The organism is Nonomuraea sp. MTCD27, assembly GCF_041950495.1.
Classification (GTDB): Bacteria; Actinomycetota; Actinomycetes; order Streptosporangiales; family Streptosporangiaceae; genus Nonomuraea.
The window spans coordinates 276,648-294,186 of the sequence record NZ_JBGNUW010000009.1; the positions used below are offsets into that span (position 1 = coordinate 276,648).

Sequence of the window (17,539 nt, forward strand, 5' to 3'; positions counted from 1 at the left end):
GGCGACGCATGTAACTTTCAGGCGCGGACCACGGCCAGGGGGCAGGGGGCGTGGTGGAGCAGGGCCTGGCTGATCGAGCCGATGAGCATGCCCGCGAGCTGGCCGTGCCCGCGCGAGCCGACCACGAGCAGGTCGGCGCCGGAAGCGGCCTCCTTGAGCACCTCCATGGGGTGCCCGTGGACGACCTCCGCCACCACGTCCACCCCGGGATGCCGCTCCCGGTGCGCGGTCAGCGACTCCTTCAACCTCCGCAGCGTGTCCTGCTCGCTCTCGCGGTCGGCCGGCTCGAAGCCGCTCACGTGCGGCCAGGCCCACGCCTGTACGGCGTGCAGCCGGGCGCCGCGCAGCTCGGCCTCGTGGAAGGCGAACTCCAGTGCCCGCCCGGCGCCGGGCGAGCCGTCGGTCCCGGCCACGATCTCGCCGCGCGGGGTGTCGGGGCGCCCGTGGATCAGTACGACGTTCGTACGCGCGTGCGCGGACACTCCGTACGCGACCGACCCGACCAGCAACCCCCGGACGCCGCCGATCCCGCGGCTGCCGACGACCAGCAGCTCGGCCCCCTCGGACGCCTTGACCAGCGCGGAGCGGGGATCGCCGGGCAGCAGGACGCCCTCCACCCGCACCTGCGGCCACTCCCGGCGGGCCCGCTCCTCCGCCGAGGTGAGCACCGTGTTCGCGCCGTCGCGCATCCACCGGGCCACCTCGGCGTAGCGGACGGCGCCCTGCTCGCACACCCACTTCGGTACGGCGTGCGCGACGGTCAGCGGCGCCTGGCGCAGCTCCGCCTCGGCCGCGGCCCACCCGGCCGCCTCAAGGCCGGTGCGGGAGCCGTCCACCCCTACGATGATCACGTCCCAGCCCCCTCAGGACAGCGCGTAGCATTCCACCTCGGCGCGGCGGAACGGCAGCCCCTGGGCCTCCGAGTCACGGACGCACGCGCGTTCGGACCTGCTGAGCCGCAGCGTGCCGCAGACGGTCACGCCGGAGTAGGACCGGCAGTCGAGGCTTCTGTCGGTTCTGCCGACGCGGTACATCTCTCTGACCGCGGCCCGGCATTTCGCCTTCCCGGTGTCGGCGTAGCGGCACTGGGCGATCAGGGTGTCGTACTGTTCCTGGCTTACTTCGTGCTGATCGATGCCGTCCCCGGCGGCGGCGGTGGCGCCGGACGCGGCCATCACGACGAGTAGTCCTGCGACAGCGGCGATTCTCTTCATGTTTCCCCTGATGGGGAGCCTACCGCCGAGGGCGCTCGTCAAACCTCGCCGCGCGGGTTTCGGCCGGGGGCACATCTGGGTACGATCTTCGCCGTCCAACGCGGGAGCCCGGTGGAGACCGGGCTGAGAGGACGGCTGACAGCCGCCGACCGCCAGAACCTGCTCCGGGTAATGCCGGCGAAGGGAGTTTGCGCGATGACTGACGCGCGCTTCACCAAGATCTACCACGGCGACCTGCGCGTGCCGATGCGCGAGGTGCGGCTGTCCGACGGCTCGGCGGTGACGCTGTACGACACCTCGGGCCCGTACACCGACCCGTCCTTCCGGCCCGACCTCCGGCAGGGGCTGCCGCGCCTGCGCGAGGGGTGGATCCACGAGCGCGGGGCGGCGGGCGAGCCGGTCACGCAGGTCGCCTGCGCCCGGCGCGGGCTGGTGACCAGGGAGATGGAGTTCGTGGCCGTGCGCGAGGGCGTCACCCCCGAGTTCGTCCGGCAGGAGGTCGCGGCGGGCCGGGCCATCATCCCCGCGAACGTCAACCACCCCGAGTCCGAGCCGATGATCATCGGCCGCAACTTCCTGGTGAAGATCAACGCCAACATCGGCAACTCCGCCGTGACCTCCTCCATCGAGGAGGAGGTCGAGAAGATGACCTGGGCCACGCGCTGGGGCGCCGACACGATCATGGACCTGTCCACCGGCGACGACATCCACGAGACGCGCGAGTGGATCCTGCGCAACTCGCCCGTCCCGGTCGGCACCGTGCCCATCTACCAGGCGCTGGAGAAGGTCAAGGGCCGGCCGGAGGCGCTGTCGTGGGAGGTCTACCGCGACACGCTGGTCGAGCAGTGCGAGCAGGGCGTCGACTACGTGACCGTGCACGCGGGGGTGCGGCTGGAGTTCGTGCCGCTCACCGCCCGCCGCAAGACCGGGATCGTCTCGCGCGGGGGCTCGATCATGGCCGCCTGGTGCCTGGCGCACCACCGCGAGAGCTTCCTGTACGAGAACTTTGCCGAGATGTGCGAAATCCTGGCCCGCTACGACGTGTCGTTCTCGCTCGGCGACGGGCTCAGGCCCGGCTCGATCGCCGACGCCAACGACGAGGCCCAGTTCGCCGAGCTGCGCACGCTGGGGGAGCTGACCGCGATCGCGCGTGAGCACGACGTCCAGGTGATGATCGAGGGCCCCGGGCACGTGCCCATGCACAAGATCAAGGAGAACGTGGACCTGCAGCGCGAGCTCTGCGACGACGCTCCGTTCTACACGCTGGGCCCGCTGGTGACGGACATCGCCCCCGGATACGACCACATCACCTCGGGCATCGGGGCCGCCATGATCGGCTGGTTCGGCACCGCCATGCTCTGCTACGTCACCCCCAAGGAGCACCTCGGCCTGCCGGACAAGGACGACGTCAAGACCGGCGTGATCACGTACAAGATCGCCGCCCACGCCGCCGACCTGGCCAAGGGGCACCCGCAGGCGCAGGCGTGGGACGACGCGCTGTCGGACGCGCGGTTCGAGTTCCGCTGGGAGGACCAGTTCGACCTCTCGCTCGACCCCGACACGGCGCGGTCCTTCCACGATGAGACGCTGCCCGCCGCACCTGCCAAGACCGCGCACTTCTGCTCGATGTGCGGGCCCAAGTTCTGCTCGATGCGGATCAGCCACGACATCCGGGAGGCGGGCTTCGCGGAGAAGTCGGCCGAGTTCCGGCAGCGCGGCGGCACCGTCTACGTCGATCAGCCCGGCAGGGTCTCCCCGCCGACGGGGGCCAGCACCTCGCCGGTGTAGTACGACGACATGCGCCCGGAGGCGAAGAACACGTACGAGGGGGCGATCTCGTCCGGGTCGGCCGGCCGGCCCATCGGCACGTGCTCGCCGAACTTGCCCACCTTCTCCTCGGGCATCGTGGCCGGGATCAGCGGCGTCCACACCGGCCCCGGCGCCACGGCGTTGACCCGGATGCCGCGCTCGACCAGGTTCTGGGCCATGGAGTAGGTGAAGGCGTTGATGGCGCCCTTCGTGGCGGCGTAGTCGATGAGCGACTTGTTGCCGCGCAGGCCGTTGATCGAGGAGGTGTTGACGATCGCGGAGCCCTCCCGCAGGTGCGGGAGGGCCGCCTTGGTGACGCGGTAGTAGCTGTGGATGTTGACCGCGAACGTGCGCTCCCACTGCTCGTCGGTCAGCTCCTCCAGGCCGCTCACCGGCGCCTGGTAGGCGACGTTGTTCACCAGCACGTCCAGGCCGCCCAGCTCGGCGACGGCCTGCTCGACGACCGACGCGCAGTGGGCGCTGTCGGCCAGGTCGCCGGGCAGCAGCACGCAGCGCCGGCCGGTCTCCTCGACCAGCTTGCGGGTGTGGGCGGCGTCCTCGTGCTCGCTCAGGTACGCGATCGCGACGTCCGCCCCCTCCTTGGCGAAGGCCACGGCGACCGCCCGGCCGATGCCCGAGTCGCCGCCGGTGATGAGGGCCTTCCTGCCGCTCAGCAGGTCACGGCCCACGTAGTCGCGCATCTCGTCACGCGGCTCCGGAGCCATCTCGCCGGTGCGACCCGGGTACGGCTGGGTCTGGGGTGGTGGTGTTTCCGACATGAACAGCGGCCTGCCCGTGTTCGGGTATGGCTAACGCCAGCGGATCGCCTACTTCACGAAGCCCTGTGACCTCAGCCAGTCGCGGGCCACCAGCACCGGCACGTCGCCGTCCACGTCCACCTTGGCGTTGAGGTCGCGCATCACGTCGTCGGTCAGCCGGGCGCTGATGGGAGCGAAGATGCGCGCGATCTCCGGGTGCGCGTCGGCCAGCTCGCGCCGCAGGGTCACGGCCGCGTTGTACTGCGGGAAGAAGCGCCTGTCGTCCTCCAGCAGGACCAGGTCGAGGGCCTTGACGCGGCCGTCGGTCGTGGTGACCATGCCCATGGCGCACTGGCCGCGGGCGACGGAGTCGTACAGGACGCCGACCGAGACCCGCCGCACGTTCCCCCTGGGGACGTCCTTGCCGTACTCCAGGCCGTAGCCTCTCAGCATGCCGAGGAAGCCGTCGTCCCGGCCGAAGGTCTCGTGGTCGACGCAGTACGTCCGCTGGTCCACGGGGATCCTGGTCATGTCCGAGATCTTCGTCAGGCCCCATCGGCCGGCCGTGGCGCGCGTGACGCCGATCGAGTAGCTGTTGTTCAGCGGGGCCGGGGGCAGCCAGACGATGCCGTTCCTGCGCAGGTCGAGGTCGCGTACGGCCTCGAACTGCCGCTCCGCCCCCGGCACCGGGTCGGCCTGGCCGAGGTAGGTGATCCAGCCGGTGCCGGTGTACTCCCACATCAGGTCGGCGTCGGCGCGCGTCAGCGAGGCGCGGGCGTTCACGCTGCCCTGGACGTTCGTCTGGTCGGCCACGTCCGCCCCGGCGGCGGTGAGGGCGAGCACCGCGATCTTGCCGAGCACCAGCTGCTCGGTGAACTCCTTGGACGTCACCCGCACCGTCGTGCCCTGGAGCGAGGGCACCGGGCGGATGCTGCCCGGCTCGACCGGCGGCACGAACGACGACGCGGGCCGCAGCCCGCACGCGGCGACGGTGAGCAGGAACAGCACGGCCGTGAGAGCCCTCACGACAGCCCCTTCGGCGCGAGGAGCCGCTGCGCGAGCCCGCCCAGCCAGTCGATGAGCAGCGCCAGCACCGCCATCAGCACGCACCCGGTGACCAGGACCAGGTTGCGCTGGGTGCTCACGCCCGCGGTGATCAGGTCGCCGAGCCCGCCCGCGCCGATGAACGCCGCGACGCCCGCCGTGCCCACGTTCAGCACCAGCGTGGTCCGTACGCCCGACATGATGACCGGCGCCGCCATCGGCAGCTCCACCCGGAACAGCACTCCCGCCGCCGACATTCCGATGCCCCGGCCGGCGTCGACCAGCCGCGGGTCCACCTGCTCGATCCCCACCATCGTGTTGCGCAGCGTCGGCAGCAGCCCGTACGCGAACAGCGCGGCCACCGCCGTCCAGAACCCGATCCGGAACAGCACCGCCAGCAGCACGACCAGCCCCACCGACGGGATGGCCTGACCCAGGTTCACCAGCGACAGCACGATCGGCGTCACCCGGCGCAGCCCGCGCCGGGTGAGCAGCACGCCCAGCGGCAGCGCCACCGCCAGCACCAGCACGGTCGAGTAGAACACCAGCTGGACGTGCTCCCACGTGCGCCGGAGGATGAACGGCAGGCCGAGCGAGCCGCGCTCGATGCTGTCGAGCGGCACGACCTGCGTGCAGGCCACCATCGCGACGCCCACGGCCAGATAGCACAGCGGGGGCAGGAACGCGTGCCAGGACCGGCCGATCCGGGGCTCCGGCGTCGCCGCCTCCTTGGCGGCCGCGCTCTCGACGGTCACGTGGCATCGCCTCTCCGCAGGCGGCGCTCGCGCTCGTGGGCCTTGATCGACTGGATCGCGCTCTGCACCGTGCCCAGGGACAGCGCCCCCGCGTACGCCTGCCGCCTGCCCACCACCGGCACGATGTCGGTGTCGGCGTTGAGCAGCGCCTCCAGGGCGTCCTGCAGCGTCATCCGGTGCCCGATGGAGGCGGTGACGGGGTCGCCGACCGTGCCCACCCGGCCGATGCGCCCATGGAGGTCGGCCAGGGCGATCCACCTGAGCGGGCGGCGCATCCCGTCGGTGATCAGCGCGTAACCGCGGCCGTCGCGCTCGACCTCGTGGAGCAGCTCGTGCGCGTCGGCGTCCTCGGAGGCGTACGGAACCTGGTCCAGCTCGATGTCGCCCACCTTGGTCAGGCGCAGCAGGCGCATGGAGGAGCCGGCGCCCAGGAACTGCTCGACGTACTCGCTCGCCGGGTTCGTGAGGATCTCGGCCGGTCTGGCGTACTGCACGACGTGCCCGGGGCGCTCCATGATCGCGATGTGGTCGCCGATCTTGAGGGCTTCGTCCACGTCGTGGGTGACGAAGACGATCGTCTTGGCCAGGTCGTCCTGGAGGCGGAGGAGCTCGTCCTGGAGGCGTTCGCGGCTGATGGGGTCGAGGGCGCCGAACGGCTCGTCCATGAGCAGCACGGGGGGGTCGGCGGCCAGCGCCCTGGCCACGCCCACGCGCTGCTGCTGCCCGCCGGAGAGGCGGCGCGGGAAGCTGTCGCGGAACGTGTCCGGCTCCAGGCCCACCAGCGTGAGCAGCTCGTCGACGCGCCCGGCGATCCGCCGCTTGTCCCAGCCGAGCATCCTGGGCACCTGGGCGATGTTGGCGGCCACGGTCATGTGGGGGAACAGGCCGGCCTGCTGGATGACGTACCCGATGTGCCGCCGCAGCCGGTCGGGGTCGATGTCCCGGGAGTTCTGGCCGCCGATGAGGATGTCGCCCGAGGTGGGCTCGATCAAGCGGTTGATCATGCGCATGGTCGTGGTCTTGCCGCACCCGGAGGGGCCGAGCAGGACCACGATCTCGCCTGCCGGGATGTGCAGGTCCAGCTCCTGTACGGCCGGGGCCTCACCCCCGGGGAACGCCTTGGTCACCTTCCGCAGCTCGATCGGCACGCCGCCGGTGGGCCGGTCAGCCACGCGCGCCTCCCGCGGCCGGACGTTCCCGTGTGGTCGTGAGCCGTCCGAGCAGCACGAAGCAGGCGTCGAAGGCGAGCGCGAGGATCGCCACCCCGATCGTCCCGGTCAGTGTGGAGTTGACGGCGTTCGCCCCGCCGAGCCGGGCCAGCCCGGAGAAGATCTGCTCGCCCAGGCCGGGGCCGGAGACGTACGCGGCGACGGCGGCGATGCCCATGGAGAGCTGCGTGGCGACGCGGATGCCCGTGAGGATCACCGGCCAGGCCAGCGGCAGCTCGACCCTGGCCAGCGCCCGGCGGCGGCTCATGCCGAGGCCGCGGGCGGCGTCCACCAGCATGGGGTCGACGCTCTGGAGGCCGACGACGGTGTTGCGGACGATCGGGAGCAGCGCGTACAGCACGATGGCGGTCACACTAGGCGCCACGCCGAGCCCGAGCAGGGGGATGAGCAGCCCCAGCATGGCCAGCGACGGGATCGTGAACAGGACCCCCGCGCTCGCCGTCGCCAGGTTCGCCACTTTCGGGCGGCGGTAGGTGAGCACGCCCGCGAGCACGCCGATCAGTGCCGCCACCAGGACGCATTGGGCGACCATGGCGGCGTGCTGGACCGCCTCGAAGACGATGAGATCCCACCTGTCCTCGATGTACTCCCACAGGCTCATCAGCTTGGTACGTAACCGGTGCCTCATGCCTCAAACGGCTCATCAGTGGTTCTTGATCGTTTGTCGTGGCGGACCCCTACAGTTCTTTCCACAACGACGTCGGAGGAGCCGAGAATGACCGCCTGGCGCGAGATCCGCCGCCTCATCCACGCGGGTGACGCCGACGACCTCATCGACCGGCTGGTCACCTTGGGCCCCGCCGACCGCGGATCTGTGGCCGCGGAGCTCCGCGGCCACCTCCCCGTCCTGCGCGCCCGGGCCGAGTCCGGGCGGGCGTCGCTGTGGAACGAGGACGGCTGGGAGGAGCTGCCGCTCGAGCCCTGGGAGCAGTGGGCCGAGCTGACGCGCCTGGCGGGGGCGGGCACGCTGGGCACGGCCGCCGCCGTGGCCGCCTGGGTGACCCGCCGCGACCTCCTGACCGAGCATCGCCACCTGCCGTCCGCCGGCTTCGGCGACCCGGCGCCGATGGTGCGCCTCCTCGGCCACCGGCCCGCCGCCTGGCAGGCGGACCTCGCCGTCCGCCTGGCCGGCAGGCTCCGGGGCCCGCGGGATCCCGGGGTCCCGCTCGCCCTCGCGCTGCTGCGCCACACGGCCGTCGCCCCGCCCCCGCACGATCCGCTGGTGGTGGCGTGGGTCTCCGGCGGAGTCGCCGCCTCGTCCGATCCCCTCATGCCCGCCTTGGTGCCCCGCCTCTTCGAGGCCGAGGGGGTCGGGCGCGCGCTTCGGCACGAGCGCGCGGCTCCGCCCACGGGCTGGCTGAAGCTGCTCGGGGGCCTTGACCGGGAGGAGATCCTCGACGGTTGCGTCCGCCGCTTCCTGCGCGGCGGCACGGCGCAGGACCTGCGTTTCTTCGCGCGCCTGCACGAGCTGCTCGCGCCGACCGCCGCCGAGGTGGGGCGCCGCCGCCGCGACTACGTGCGGCTCCTGCCCGTGGCGCCGGGCCCGGTGGCCGACCTCGCCCTCCACCACCTCCGCAGCCTCGGCGCCCACGATCCCGCCGAGGTCACGGAGGCGCTCGAAGGGCTGCTGTTCAGGGCCGAGACCAAGCTGGTGCGCGCCGGTCTCACGTGGTTCGACGAGACGGTACGCGAGTCGCCGGCGCTCGCGGACGACCTGGCACCGGCCCTGGTGCTGGCGTTCGGCCACGAGTCGTACCCCGTCCAGGGCAGGGCCGCGCAACTCGCGCTCAAACACCGCGGGCGCTTCGGCGCGGCCGGAGCCGAGCGGATCAGGGCCGCGCTCAAGGCCCTGCCCCCGGCTCTCGAGGCCCGCCTCGTCCCGGCGTTCCCGGGGTCGCGGCGGTCAGCTCAGGCCGAGCAGGCCCGCGTCGACGACCCGGCGGCCGAAGGGACGGGCCAGCTCGGCGAGGCGTTCGCAGCCGTCCTCGCCCAGCGCCTCGTACGCCGGCATCGCCAGGGCGTCCGTGCGGTCCTCGATGTGCCGGCGCAGGGCCTGGCCCGCCTCGGTGAGGGTGTCGCCGTCCAGGAGGCCGCGCTCGCGGAGGCCGGCTTCCGTGGCCGCCCAGTCCTCCTCGGGCCAGGCGCGGCTGATCTTGAGGAAGGGGGTGGGGACGGTGCCGGAGGCGGCGTGCAGGACGAGGGCCTCGAGGCCGGTCAGGCCCTCGGCGAGGAGCATGGCCACGTGGCCGTCGCCGCGGAACTCGCGCAGCAGGGTCTGGGCGTGCCACAGCTGCATGAGCGGCTCGTCCGGCCAGGGGAGGGTGGCGTGGGCGGCGAAGAGGGGGCGGCCCTGGGGGTGCAGGCAGGCCGCTTCGGCGGCGCGGCGGGCCAGGGCGAGGGTCTGGTCGAGGTCGGGGAGTTCGTGCAGGCCCGCCCGGCGCAGCGCTTCCTCGGCCGCTTCGTAGCGGGCCTGGAGGACCTGCTCCGGGCTGACGATGGTCCAGGCGTCATGGAGTGACTGGCGTACGAGGGTCGGGCAGAAGTTGTAGAACGTGGCGATGACCAGCTCGGCGGAGGCGCGGCCGAAGGGGGCGCTGCGGGAGGTGAAATATCCGGACATGCCGGTTAGGCCGAGCTTGGTGTAGCGGCTGGAAGCCTCCGGGACGAAATAGATCATGCCGTGCACGGGCTCCAGGCGGCGCCAGGCCCGGCGGGCCGCTGCTGTGTTCATGACCTCATGCCTCCGTCAGCGATGTTCATGGCTTCGGACCTCCGATGGGGGACGTTCATGGCCTCGGGCCTCCGGCCGGGATGTTCGCGACCTCGGGCCTCCGGCGGGGGATGGTCACGGCCTCAGGTCTCCGGCGGGGGCTGGTCACGGCCTCAGGTCTCCGACAGGGAGTCGACGAATTGCGACATCCCGGCCAGCCACCGGTCGGGGTCCTCGGCCTTGCGGCGGGCGAACTCCGCGACCTCCGGGTGCGGGAGGATGTGGAAACGCTCCGCGGCCAGGCCCTCGACGGCCGCCGTCGCCACGTCAGCCGGGTCCAGGATCGCCCCCGAGGCGTGCACCGCCCTGGCGGTCACGTGGTCGGCGTCGATGCCGCGTTCGAGCATCGCCGTACGCACGCCCTGCGGGCACAGGACGCTGACCTTGATGCCCTTGGAGGCGTAGTGGATGGCCAGCCACTCGGCGAACGCGACCGCCGCCGCCTTCGTCACCGCGTACGGCGCGTCGCCGGGGCAGCCGATCAGACCGGCGGCCGAGCAGGTGTTGAGGAGGTAGCCGCCGCCCCGGGCGACCATGGAGGGGACGACGGCGCGGGCGGCGTACACGTGGGCCATGAGATTCACCGCGTACAGGCTGTTCCACTCCTGGTCGGGGGCGTCCAGGCCGTGACCGCCGATGATGCCGGCGTTGGAGCAGAACAGGTCGACCGGGCCGTACGGGGTGTCGGCGAGGGCGGCCACCTCCGCCTCCACGGAGACGTCCACGCGTACGGGGGTCGCCCGGGCGCCGATCTCCTTGGCCACCGCGGCGGCGCCCGCCTCGTCGAGGTCGGCGACGACCACACCGGCCGCCCCCTCCGCGGCGAACCTGAGGGCCAGCGCGCGGCCGATCCCGCTTGCCCCGCCCGTGACGACGACGACCTTGTCCCGTACTCGCATGAGCGCTCCTCCCGGGCCGGATATAGAACAAGATTCTACTGTGGTGCGGTGCACTTAGATGAGAGGTTTCTCATCTGGGCCTCAGCGTGGTCTCCTCGAAGGGCGTCAGGGTCGAGCTCATGAAACATCGGGGAACGATGATCGTCCTCGCCCTGGGGGTGGCAGTGGCGGGCGTCATGTCGATGGGGCTGGTGCGGGCGGCGGGTCAGAATCCTGATCTGGGCGAGCCCGTGGTGGTCTCGCCGTCACCGTCACCGTCACCGTCACCGTCACCGTCACCGTCGTCCCCGGCCTCGGCCGTGCCCTCCCGGCAGGCCGGGGAGCCGACGTCCAAGGCCGGTTCGCCGACCGGGAGCGCGGGCGCCGAGCCCGGCGGCAGCGCGGAGCCGGGCGCGAGCGAGCGGCCCACGGCACGCAGGTCCAAGGCCGAGCCGGTCGAGCCGCCTTCTCCCAGACCGGGTGGCGGCGGCGACGATGACGACGATGATGGTGGTGGCGACGATGACGGCGACGACTGATGGGGAGGCCAGATGCGGGTGAGCGCCCGAGCCCGGATCGTGGGCTGGATGCTCGCCGTCGTCGGCCTCGCCCTGTCAGTCGCGATCTTCGCGACCTGGACCATCCTGCTCGCCCGGCTCGACGATCGCATGACGGCCGAGCTGGGCAACGAGGTCCAGAAGCTCCGCAACTACGCCGGCTCCGCGCTCGACCCGAAGACCGGGGGCACGGTGACCGGCGTCCAGGAGCTGCTGACGAAATACCTGGTGCTCAACGCTCCCGATCAGCGGGAGACCTTCTTCAGCATCATCGACGGGAGGGCGGACAAGGTCCCCTTCAAGCTGCCGCCGGTCCGCCTCGACACCGACGAGGAGCTGGTCGGGCGGATGGCCACGGCGACCCGGGTCATCCGCGACGAGATGGAGACCACCCAGGGAACGGTCCAATACGCGGTGATCCCGGTCTCCGTGGCCGGCGACACCCGCCGCGGGCATTTCGTCGTGGCCATCTTCTACGACCAGCACCGCGACGAGATCGTGGACGCGGTGCGGGTGCTCGGGCTGTCCGCGCTGGCGGCGATGGGCCTGGCGGGGGTGGCCGGATGGCTCGTGGCGGGGCAGGTGCTGGCGCCGGTCCGGCTGGTCCGGCAGACCGCCGAGCAGATCAGTGACTCCTCCGACCTGACCCGCCGGCTCGACGTGCCGGGCGACGACGACGTGGCCGCGCTCGCGGGGACGTTCAACCACATGCTCGACCGGCTCGAGCAGGCCTTCGTCGTGCAGCGGCACTTCATGGACGACGCCGGGCACGAGCTCCGCACGCCGATCACCGTCATCCGGGGTCACCTGGAGCTCATGGGCGACGACCCCGACGACCGCGCCGAGACCCTCGCCCTGGTCACCGACGAGCTGGAGCGGATGAACCGCATCGTCGACGACCTGCTCACCCTCGCCAAGGCCGAGCAGCCGGGGTTCCTGGCGCTGGACCACGTCGAGCTGGCCGACCTCACGGTCAGCGTGGTGGCCAAGGCCCGGGCGCTCGGCGAGCGCCGGTGGCGGGTCGACGAGGTGGCCGAGGCGCGCCTGCCGGCCGACCGGCACCGGCTCACGCAGGCGCTCATGCAGCTCGTGGCCAACGCCGTGCGCCACACCGCCGACGATGACCTGATCGCCGTCGGCTCCGCCGTTCGCGACGGGCGCGTCGAGCTGTGGGTGCGCGACAGCGGTCCCGGCGTCGCGCCGGCGGAGCGCGAGCGGATCTTCGGACGGTTCGTCCGCGGTGCCGGCCGCACCGGCGCCCACGACGGCGCCGGCCTGGGGTTGGCCATTGTCAGATCCATCGCCCAAGCTCATGGAGGCAACGTGAAAGTGACCGAGGCCCCGGGCGGCGGGGCGTGTTTTGTCATGTCTCTTCCGCTGTGGGAGCTGTGGAGGCTGCATTGAACCGGATTCTGATCGCCGAGGACGAAGCCAGGATCGCTTCCTTCGTGGAGAAGGGGCTGCGGGCCAACGGCTTCGTGACGGCCGTCGTGGGTGACGGGGTGGCGGCCTACGACCTGGCCAGCGCGGGCGGGTTCGATCTGCTCATCCTGGACATCGGGTTGCCGTTGAGCGACGGGTTCACGGTGTTGCGGCGGCTGCGGGGCGCCATGGTGAGCATTCCTGTGATCATCTTGACCGCGCGTGACAGCGTGACCGACACGGTGGCCGGGCTGGAGGGCGGGGCCGACGACTACATCGCCAAGCCCTTCGCCTTCGAGGAGCTCCTGGCCCGGGTGCGGTTGCGCTTGCGGGCCGAGCGTACGCCCGAGGTGACGGTGCTGCGGGTGTCCGATTTGTCGCTTGATCTGCGCACCCGGCGGGTTTACGTGGGGGAGCGGGCGGTCGACCTGTCCACCAGGGAGTTCGCGCTCGCGGAGATCTTCTGCCGCCATCCTGACCAGGTGCTGACCCGGGAGCAGCTGCTCAGCCACGTGTGGGGGTTCGACTTCGACCCCGGCTCCAACGTGGTGGACGTCTACGTGCGCTACCTGCGACGCAAGATCGGGGCAGACCGGATCGAGACCGTCCGGGGCACGGGCTACCGGATGAGAGTCGCCTAATCATCAGCTCACCGCCGCTTCACCGTGCGCCGCCAAGCTGTTCATCAAGGCACCGACGGAAGGAGCGGTCTTGGTAGCCGGGCTTGTGATGGACCTCGTGGCGATCATCGTCCTCGCCTACGGTCTCTACTATCGGCGGCATCATCGGCGCGACCTGCTGTTCGCCTACGTCGCGCTGAACGTGGGCATCTTCGCAGTCGTGTCGCTGCTGCTGGTCCAGCGGGTCGACATCGCCGTCGGGTTCGGGCTGTTCGGCGTGCTCTCCATCATCCGGCTCCGGTCGAGCGAGATCACGCAGCAGGAGATCGCCTACTACTTCATCGCGATCGTGCTGGGCCTGGTCAACGGCATCGCCGGATCGTGGCCGCTGACCGCCCTCCTGCTGAACGGGGTGCTGCTGGTGGTGATGTACATCGCCGACCATCCCGGGCTGCTCGGCCGCACGCGCCATCAGGTGGTGACGCTGGATGTCGTACACGCCGATCCGGAGCTGCTGCGGGTGGATCTGGAGAGCCGGCTGCGGGCGCGGGTGCTGCACTGCGTGGTCACCCAGGTCGACTACGTACGCGACGTGACGGTCGTGGACGTCCGCTACGTGGCCCCGAACCCGAGGGTGGGCGTGCGGTGACGCGCGGCCGCTGGGTGAGGGTGCGTTCGGTGAGGGCTTGCCGGATGAATCTGATGAAGAGGGTGGTAGCCGTGGAGGCAGGGGTCGCAACGGTGTGCCGGGCGGGGCGGGGGTCGAAGGCGGCCCGGATGGAGCGGGTGTCGAAGGCCGGTCAGGCCGGTCGGGGGTCGAGGGCCGGTCGGGTGAAGCGGGGGCCGAGGGCCGGTTGGGTCGGCCGGGGGTCGAGGGCGGATTGTGTGGAGCGGGAGCCGAATGCGGGTCGCGTGGGGCGGGGGCGGAGGGCTGGTGGGGCGGCCCGGACGCCGAGGGCTGGTCGCGTAGGGCGATGGTCGAGGGCGGGTCGGGGGCCGACGGCCGGTCGGGTGCGGGTGCGGGTGCGGGTGCGGGTGCGGAGGGCCGAGCGGGCCGGGCGGGGGTCGAGGGCGGGCCGGGGGGGCGTGGTATCGCTGGAGGGGCAGGATGGCTGAACCGTACGCGGATGCGCTGCTCGCCGGAGTCGCCGCCGCGCTCCCCGCTATCGGGCTCGAGGACGTGCCGGAGCTGATGAGCCGGGTCGACTGCAAATACATCGTGACCGCCTCGACCATGGCGAGACTCGCGGCGGAGCTGGGCGACCGGTTCTGCGCGTTGCGGATCGACGGGCGGCGGCAGTTCCGCTACACCTCCACCTACTTCGACACCCCTGACCTGCTCACCTACCACCAGCATCGGCAGGACCGGCGGCGCCGGTTCAAGCTGCGCACCCGGACCTACCTCGATGGGGGCGGCCAGTGGCTGGAGCTCAAGCTCAACGGCGCGCGGGGCTCCACGGACAAACACCGCATCCCGTACGACGGCGTGCCGAGCCGGACGCTAACCAGGGAGGCGCTGGACTTCGTCCGCGACACGCTGCTCAGCGAGCTGCGCCTCATCGCACCCGAGACGATGGAGCCGGTGCTGGCCACCGACTACAAGCGGGTCACGCTCATCGACCGATCCGGCGCGGCCCGGCTCACGTGCGACACCGGGCTGCTCTGCCGCGACGGGCAACGCAGCACCCCTGCTCGCGAGGACCTGGTCCTGCTGGAGTCGAAGTCGGTGGACGGGAAGGCGGTGATCGACAAGGTGCTGCGCGGGCTCGGGGTGCGGCCGGTGACGGTGAGCAAATACTGCCTCGCGGTCGCCGCCCTCCGCGACCTGCCCGCCAACCGCTGGCACCCGGTCCTGCACCGCTACCTGACCCACCGGCCGAGCCCCCGGCGCCCGCCGACCCGAGCCGGTCGCTGCCGAGTCGAATGGCAGACCCATGCGGGCGGGGCCGGTGTCGGGGGATTGGAATGAGCAATGAAGAGGTGAGGTCGGGTGGGTGGGAATTGGTGCTTGGGCCCGGGGATTGCCCAGGGGTGCCCGGGGCGACCCGCCCGGTCTGACCTGCGGGAACTCGACAACGGGGACTTCATGGTGATAGGTAGGGAGTTGACCAGCGAGTATGAGTAGCGGTTGCCGTCGGATGTGTTCACCGGCCCACGACTGAATGTCTGGTAGTTGTTCTGCGGAACGCGCTGCTTGCGGCTAAAAGGGATATTCCTCATGCTTGAGCGCATTCGTGAGATTCCAGGCGACTTGCTGAGTGCGGATGAGTATCTCGATGACTTCTGGCCGAATTTCCGGGAGATCGATGACGTGTTCTGGAAGCTCGAACGGATCCAGAGCTTCCGGGAGGCGGGGGAGCCCAGCTGGGTCGCCATGATGGAGGGCGACTGGAATCGGTCGCTGAAGCTGATCGACGGCGAGTGCGATGCGACGGGGGCGACGGGGATCCGGGAACGGCCGGCGGAGAAGTTCGTCCGCAGGAGAATTCGGATCGTTGAGCACCCGGTCACGCCCTATTTGCAGTGGGAGATGCATGTTCTGGCGCTGAAGGTCGCGACTGCCGAGCAGGTGCGGGTGCTTGATGCCGGTGAGGTGGCCGAGCTTGAGGTGGGGCGGCGATTGCCGGAGCTGGTCGTGCTCGGGACGGCGGTCATGTACGAGGTGACGTATGACGAAACGGGGACGCACAGCGGGGCGCGGCGGATCGACGATCGCGAGGTGATCGCGGCTTGCCGGGGGGAGCTCGACAAGATGTTCGCCGGTGGTGAGGACTTCCGGGCCTACTACGAGCGGGAGATCGTGCCGTTGCCCACGCCTCGGGTGACCGTCTGAGACGAAGGATTCCCGACCTCGCTCGGGGTGGCCGGGACAGGGCCGGGCCGGGATGGGGGCGGGGTGGGATCGGGCCGGGGCTGGGTCGGGACGGGGCCGGGTTGAGGCGGGGTTGAGGCGGGGCGAGATTGGGCCGGGGCTGGGTCGGGACGGGGCTGGGACGGGGCGAGGCTCGGTCGGGATGAGGGCGGGGTTGGGCCGGGCCGGGGTCCAGGCGGGGCGAGGTTGGGCCGGGGTCGAGGCGGGGCGAGGTCGGGTCGAGGTTGGACGGGGCGTGGTGGGGGTCAATTTGGGCGGATGTGGAACGTGCCTAGGGTGTGGCTCATGCGCGGCGCCCGGGCTTCTCGGAGAAGGCCGGGCGCCATGCAGGTGAGTAGGGGGATGTGAGCGGTTCCGTCCCCGGAGGGACGGAGTCTGGGGTTACAGGGGGAGGTCGCCGGTGGCGGTGCTGGTGGAGCCGGTGGCCTGGTAGGCGGCGATCGTGCGCTCCGCGATGCGCATCTGGTGGATCTCGTCGGCGCCGTCGGCGAAGCGGGCCCAGCGGGCGTGCTGGAACATGTTCGCCAGCGGCGTGTCCGTCGAGTAGCCCAGGGCCCCGTGCACCTGGATCGCGCGGTCGATGATCCGGTTGAGGCTGTTGGCCACGAAGTGCTTGGCCATCGACACCTCCGTACGGAAGTCATCGCCCTTGTCGATCTTGGAGGCGGCGTGCAGGACCATCAGCTTGCACTGGTAGAGCTCCATGGCCGAGTCGGCGATCATCCACTGGATGCCCTGCTTCTCCGCCAGCAGGGAGCCGTGGCTGTAGCGCTTGAGCGCGCGGTCGACCATCATGTCCAGCGCCGTTTCCGCCTGCGAGATCCAGCGCATGCAGTGGGCGAGGCGGGCCGGGCCCAGACGGTACTGGCCCAGGCGGTGGCCGTTGCCCCGCCCGCCGAGGATCGCGCTGTCGGGCAGGCGCAGGTCCTTGATGACGATCTCGCTGTGGCCGGTGGAGCCGTGCATGGTCTCCACCTCGCGTACGTCGTTCCAGCCCGGGTTGGGGAGGTCCACGAGGAAGGCCGTGTTGGCGCCGCGCGAACCCTCCGGTACGTCCGGCTCCGTCCTGGCGATGAGGATGGCGAAGTTGGCCCGCCGGGCGTTGGAGATGAACCACTTGTGGCCGTTGATCACCCACTCGTCGCCGTCCTGGACCGCCTCGGTACGGATCAGCGTGGGGTCGGACCCGGCCACCTCCGGCTCGGTCATGGCGAAGCAGGACATCTGCACCCCGTCGAGCAGCGGGCGAAGGTACTTCTCCTTCTGCTCGTCGCTCGCCCAGTGCAGCAGGGTGTGCATGTTGCCCTCGTCGGGAGCCTGGCAGTTGAGCACCCACGGGCCGATGCGGGTCTTGGCCGCCTCCGACTGCACCATGGCCAGCTCCACGTGACCCAGGCCCATGCCACCCCACTCCTTCGGCATGTGCGGCAGCCACAGGCCCTCCGCCTTGGCCAGGGAACGGAGCTGGAAGATCGCCCGGAGGTACTCGTCGCGATCGCCCTCCTTCAGGTCCTCCATGGCCGGAATGACGGTGCCCTGGATGAAGGTGCGGACCCGCTTGCGGATCTCCTCGTGCTCCGGGGCGAGGGTGAAATCGATGGCCATGCTGGT

The 17,539-nt window shown here is 71.2% G+C and carries 17 protein-coding genes, 1 pseudogene and 1 riboswitch; of the genes and pseudogenes, 8 read left to right on the forward strand and 10 right to left on the reverse strand.

Going from position 1 to position 17,539, the window contains the following annotated elements:
• Window positions 1-17: 17 nt before the first annotated feature.
• A complete protein-coding gene (locus ACBJ59_RS27035) occupies window positions 18-851 on the reverse strand; it encodes a universal stress protein (RefSeq protein ID WP_375113051.1) in 834 nt (277 codons plus the stop codon).
• A 12-nt stretch (window positions 852-863) separates the two neighbouring features.
• Window positions 864-1,214, reverse strand: coding sequence for a hypothetical protein (locus ACBJ59_RS27040; RefSeq protein WP_375113052.1), 351 nt, complete (start codon window positions 1,212-1,214; stop codon window positions 864-866).
• 90 nt (window positions 1,215-1,304) lie between these two features.
• Window positions 1,305-1,417, forward strand: a riboswitch (TPP riboswitch).
• Here ACBJ59_RS27040 and thiC point away from each other — a divergent pair.
• Window positions 1,410-3,002: a phosphomethylpyrimidine synthase ThiC gene (gene thiC, locus ACBJ59_RS27045; protein ID WP_375113053.1), complete on the forward strand. Its 1,593-nt coding sequence runs from the start codon at window positions 1,410-1,412 to the stop codon at window positions 3,000-3,002. Its footprint overlaps the riboswitch before it by 8 nt.
• On the opposite strand, the gene ACBJ59_RS27050 is transcribed toward thiC, so the two are convergent.
• Genes ACBJ59_RS27050 through ACBJ59_RS27070 form a run of 5 tightly spaced genes read right to left on the reverse strand, consistent with a single transcriptional unit; the run spans window position 2,951 to window position 7,410 of the window.
• Window positions 2,951-3,802 (reverse strand): SDR family oxidoreductase, encoded by an 852-nt coding sequence (locus ACBJ59_RS27050; RefSeq protein ID WP_375113054.1) that lies wholly within the window; start codon window positions 3,800-3,802, stop codon window positions 2,951-2,953. The two genes, thiC and ACBJ59_RS27050, sit on opposite strands and share 52 nt — an antisense overlap.
• A gap of 48 nt (window positions 3,803-3,850) precedes the next feature.
• Window positions 3,851-4,807: a glycine betaine ABC transporter substrate-binding protein gene (locus ACBJ59_RS27055; RefSeq protein ID WP_375113055.1), complete on the reverse strand. Its 957-nt coding sequence runs from the start codon at window positions 4,805-4,807 to the stop codon at window positions 3,851-3,853.
• A complete protein-coding gene (locus tag ACBJ59_RS27060; RefSeq protein ID WP_375113056.1) occupies window positions 4,804-5,580 on the reverse strand; it encodes an ABC transporter permease in 777 nt (258 codons plus the stop codon). Before ACBJ59_RS27060 ends, ACBJ59_RS27055 begins: the two co-directional genes overlap by 4 nt.
• Window positions 5,577-6,752 (reverse strand): ABC transporter ATP-binding protein, encoded by a 1,176-nt coding sequence (locus tag ACBJ59_RS27065; protein WP_375113057.1) that lies wholly within the window; start codon window positions 6,750-6,752, stop codon window positions 5,577-5,579. Before ACBJ59_RS27065 ends, ACBJ59_RS27060 begins: the two co-directional genes overlap by 4 nt.
• Window positions 6,745-7,410, reverse strand: coding sequence for an ABC transporter permease (locus ACBJ59_RS27070; RefSeq protein WP_375113185.1), 666 nt, complete (start codon window positions 7,408-7,410; stop codon window positions 6,745-6,747). Before ACBJ59_RS27070 ends, ACBJ59_RS27065 begins: the two co-directional genes overlap by 8 nt.
• Before the next feature lie 669 nt (window positions 7,411-8,079).
• Here ACBJ59_RS27070 and ACBJ59_RS27075 point away from each other — a divergent pair.
• A pseudogene (locus ACBJ59_RS27075) lies at window positions 8,080-8,592 on the forward strand (DUF6493 family protein); the annotation flags it as partial.
• A gap of 120 nt (window positions 8,593-8,712) precedes the next feature.
• Here ACBJ59_RS27075 and ACBJ59_RS27080 read toward each other — a convergent pair.
• Entirely contained in the window at window positions 8,713-9,540 is an 828-nt protein-coding gene (locus tag ACBJ59_RS27080) for a hypothetical protein (protein ID WP_375113186.1), read from the reverse strand.
• Between the two features lie 152 nt (window positions 9,541-9,692).
• Window positions 9,693-10,478 (reverse strand): SDR family oxidoreductase, encoded by a 786-nt coding sequence (locus ACBJ59_RS27085; RefSeq protein WP_375113058.1) that lies wholly within the window; start codon window positions 10,476-10,478, stop codon window positions 9,693-9,695.
• A 119-nt stretch (window positions 10,479-10,597) separates the two neighbouring features.
• Between ACBJ59_RS27085 and ACBJ59_RS27090 the strand changes: the two genes are divergently transcribed.
• From ACBJ59_RS27090 to ACBJ59_RS27115, 6 genes are all read left to right on the forward strand, one after another.
• Window positions 10,598-10,996 carry a hypothetical protein gene (locus tag ACBJ59_RS27090; protein ID WP_375113059.1) on the forward strand — a complete coding sequence of 133 codons (399 nt, stop codon included), beginning with the start codon at window positions 10,598-10,600 and terminating at the stop codon, window positions 10,994-10,996.
• A gap of 18 nt (window positions 10,997-11,014) precedes the next feature.
• Window positions 11,015-12,418, forward strand: a complete 1,404-nt coding sequence (locus ACBJ59_RS27095; protein WP_375113060.1) for an ATP-binding protein — start codon at window positions 11,015-11,017, stop codon at window positions 12,416-12,418.
• The gene (locus ACBJ59_RS27100; protein ID WP_375113061.1) at window positions 12,415-13,077 is read left to right on the forward strand and encodes a response regulator transcription factor; all 663 of its coding nucleotides are present in this window, start codon (window positions 12,415-12,417) and stop codon (window positions 13,075-13,077) included. Before ACBJ59_RS27095 ends, ACBJ59_RS27100 begins: the two co-directional genes overlap by 4 nt.
• An 88-nt stretch (window positions 13,078-13,165) precedes the next feature.
• On the forward strand, window positions 13,166-13,705 hold the full coding sequence (locus ACBJ59_RS27105) for a DUF4956 domain-containing protein (RefSeq protein WP_364120869.1): 540 nt from the start codon (window positions 13,166-13,168) through the stop codon (window positions 13,703-13,705).
• 459 nt (window positions 13,706-14,164) lie between these two features.
• On the forward strand, window positions 14,165-15,025 hold the full coding sequence (locus ACBJ59_RS27110; protein WP_375113062.1) for a polyphosphate polymerase domain-containing protein: 861 nt from the start codon (window positions 14,165-14,167) through the stop codon (window positions 15,023-15,025).
• A gap of 249 nt (window positions 15,026-15,274) precedes the next feature.
• The gene (locus tag ACBJ59_RS27115) at window positions 15,275-15,889 is read left to right on the forward strand and encodes a DUF6879 family protein (protein WP_375113063.1); all 615 of its coding nucleotides are present in this window, start codon (window positions 15,275-15,277) and stop codon (window positions 15,887-15,889) included.
• Window positions 15,890-16,309: 420 nt separating this feature from the next.
• Here the strand turns inward: ACBJ59_RS27115 and ACBJ59_RS27120 are convergent, their stop codons facing one another.
• Window positions 16,310-17,533 carry an acyl-CoA dehydrogenase family protein gene (locus ACBJ59_RS27120; protein ID WP_375113064.1) on the reverse strand — a complete coding sequence of 408 codons (1,224 nt, stop codon included), beginning with the start codon at window positions 17,531-17,533 and terminating at the stop codon, window positions 16,310-16,312.
• Between the last annotated feature and the right edge of the window lie 6 nt (window positions 17,534-17,539).

Coding starts and splice junctions, on each gene's coding strand:
- ACBJ59_RS27040 (WP_375113052.1), bottom strand. CDS start 1,214: ATGAAGAGAATCGCCGCTGTCGCAGGACTACTCGTCGTGATGGCCGCG.
- thiC (WP_375113053.1), top strand. CDS start 1,410: ATGACTGACGCGCGCTTCACCAAGATCTACCACGGCGACCTGCGCGTG.
- ACBJ59_RS27050 (WP_375113054.1), bottom strand. CDS start 3,802: ATGTCGGAAACACCACCACCCCAGACCCAGCCGTACCCGGGTCGCACC.
- ACBJ59_RS27070 (WP_375113185.1), bottom strand. CDS start 7,410: ATGAGCCTGTGGGAGTACATCGAGGACAGGTGGGATCTCATCGTCTTC.
- ACBJ59_RS27080 (WP_375113186.1), bottom strand. CDS start 9,540: ATGAACACAGCAGCGGCCCGCCGGGCCTGGCGCCGCCTGGAGCCCGTG.
- ACBJ59_RS27085 (WP_375113058.1), bottom strand. CDS start 10,478: ATGCGAGTACGGGACAAGGTCGTCGTCGTCACGGGCGGGGCAAGCGGG.
- ACBJ59_RS27090 (WP_375113059.1), top strand. CDS start 10,598: ATGAAACATCGGGGAACGATGATCGTCCTCGCCCTGGGGGTGGCAGTG.
- ACBJ59_RS27105 (WP_364120869.1), top strand. CDS start 13,166: ATGGACCTCGTGGCGATCATCGTCCTCGCCTACGGTCTCTACTATCGG.
- ACBJ59_RS27110 (WP_375113062.1), top strand. CDS start 14,165: ATGGCTGAACCGTACGCGGATGCGCTGCTCGCCGGAGTCGCCGCCGCG.
- ACBJ59_RS27115 (WP_375113063.1), top strand. CDS start 15,275: ATGCTTGAGCGCATTCGTGAGATTCCAGGCGACTTGCTGAGTGCGGAT.
- ACBJ59_RS27120 (WP_375113064.1), bottom strand. CDS start 17,533: ATGGCCATCGATTTCACCCTCGCCCCGGAGCACGAGGAGATCCGCAAG.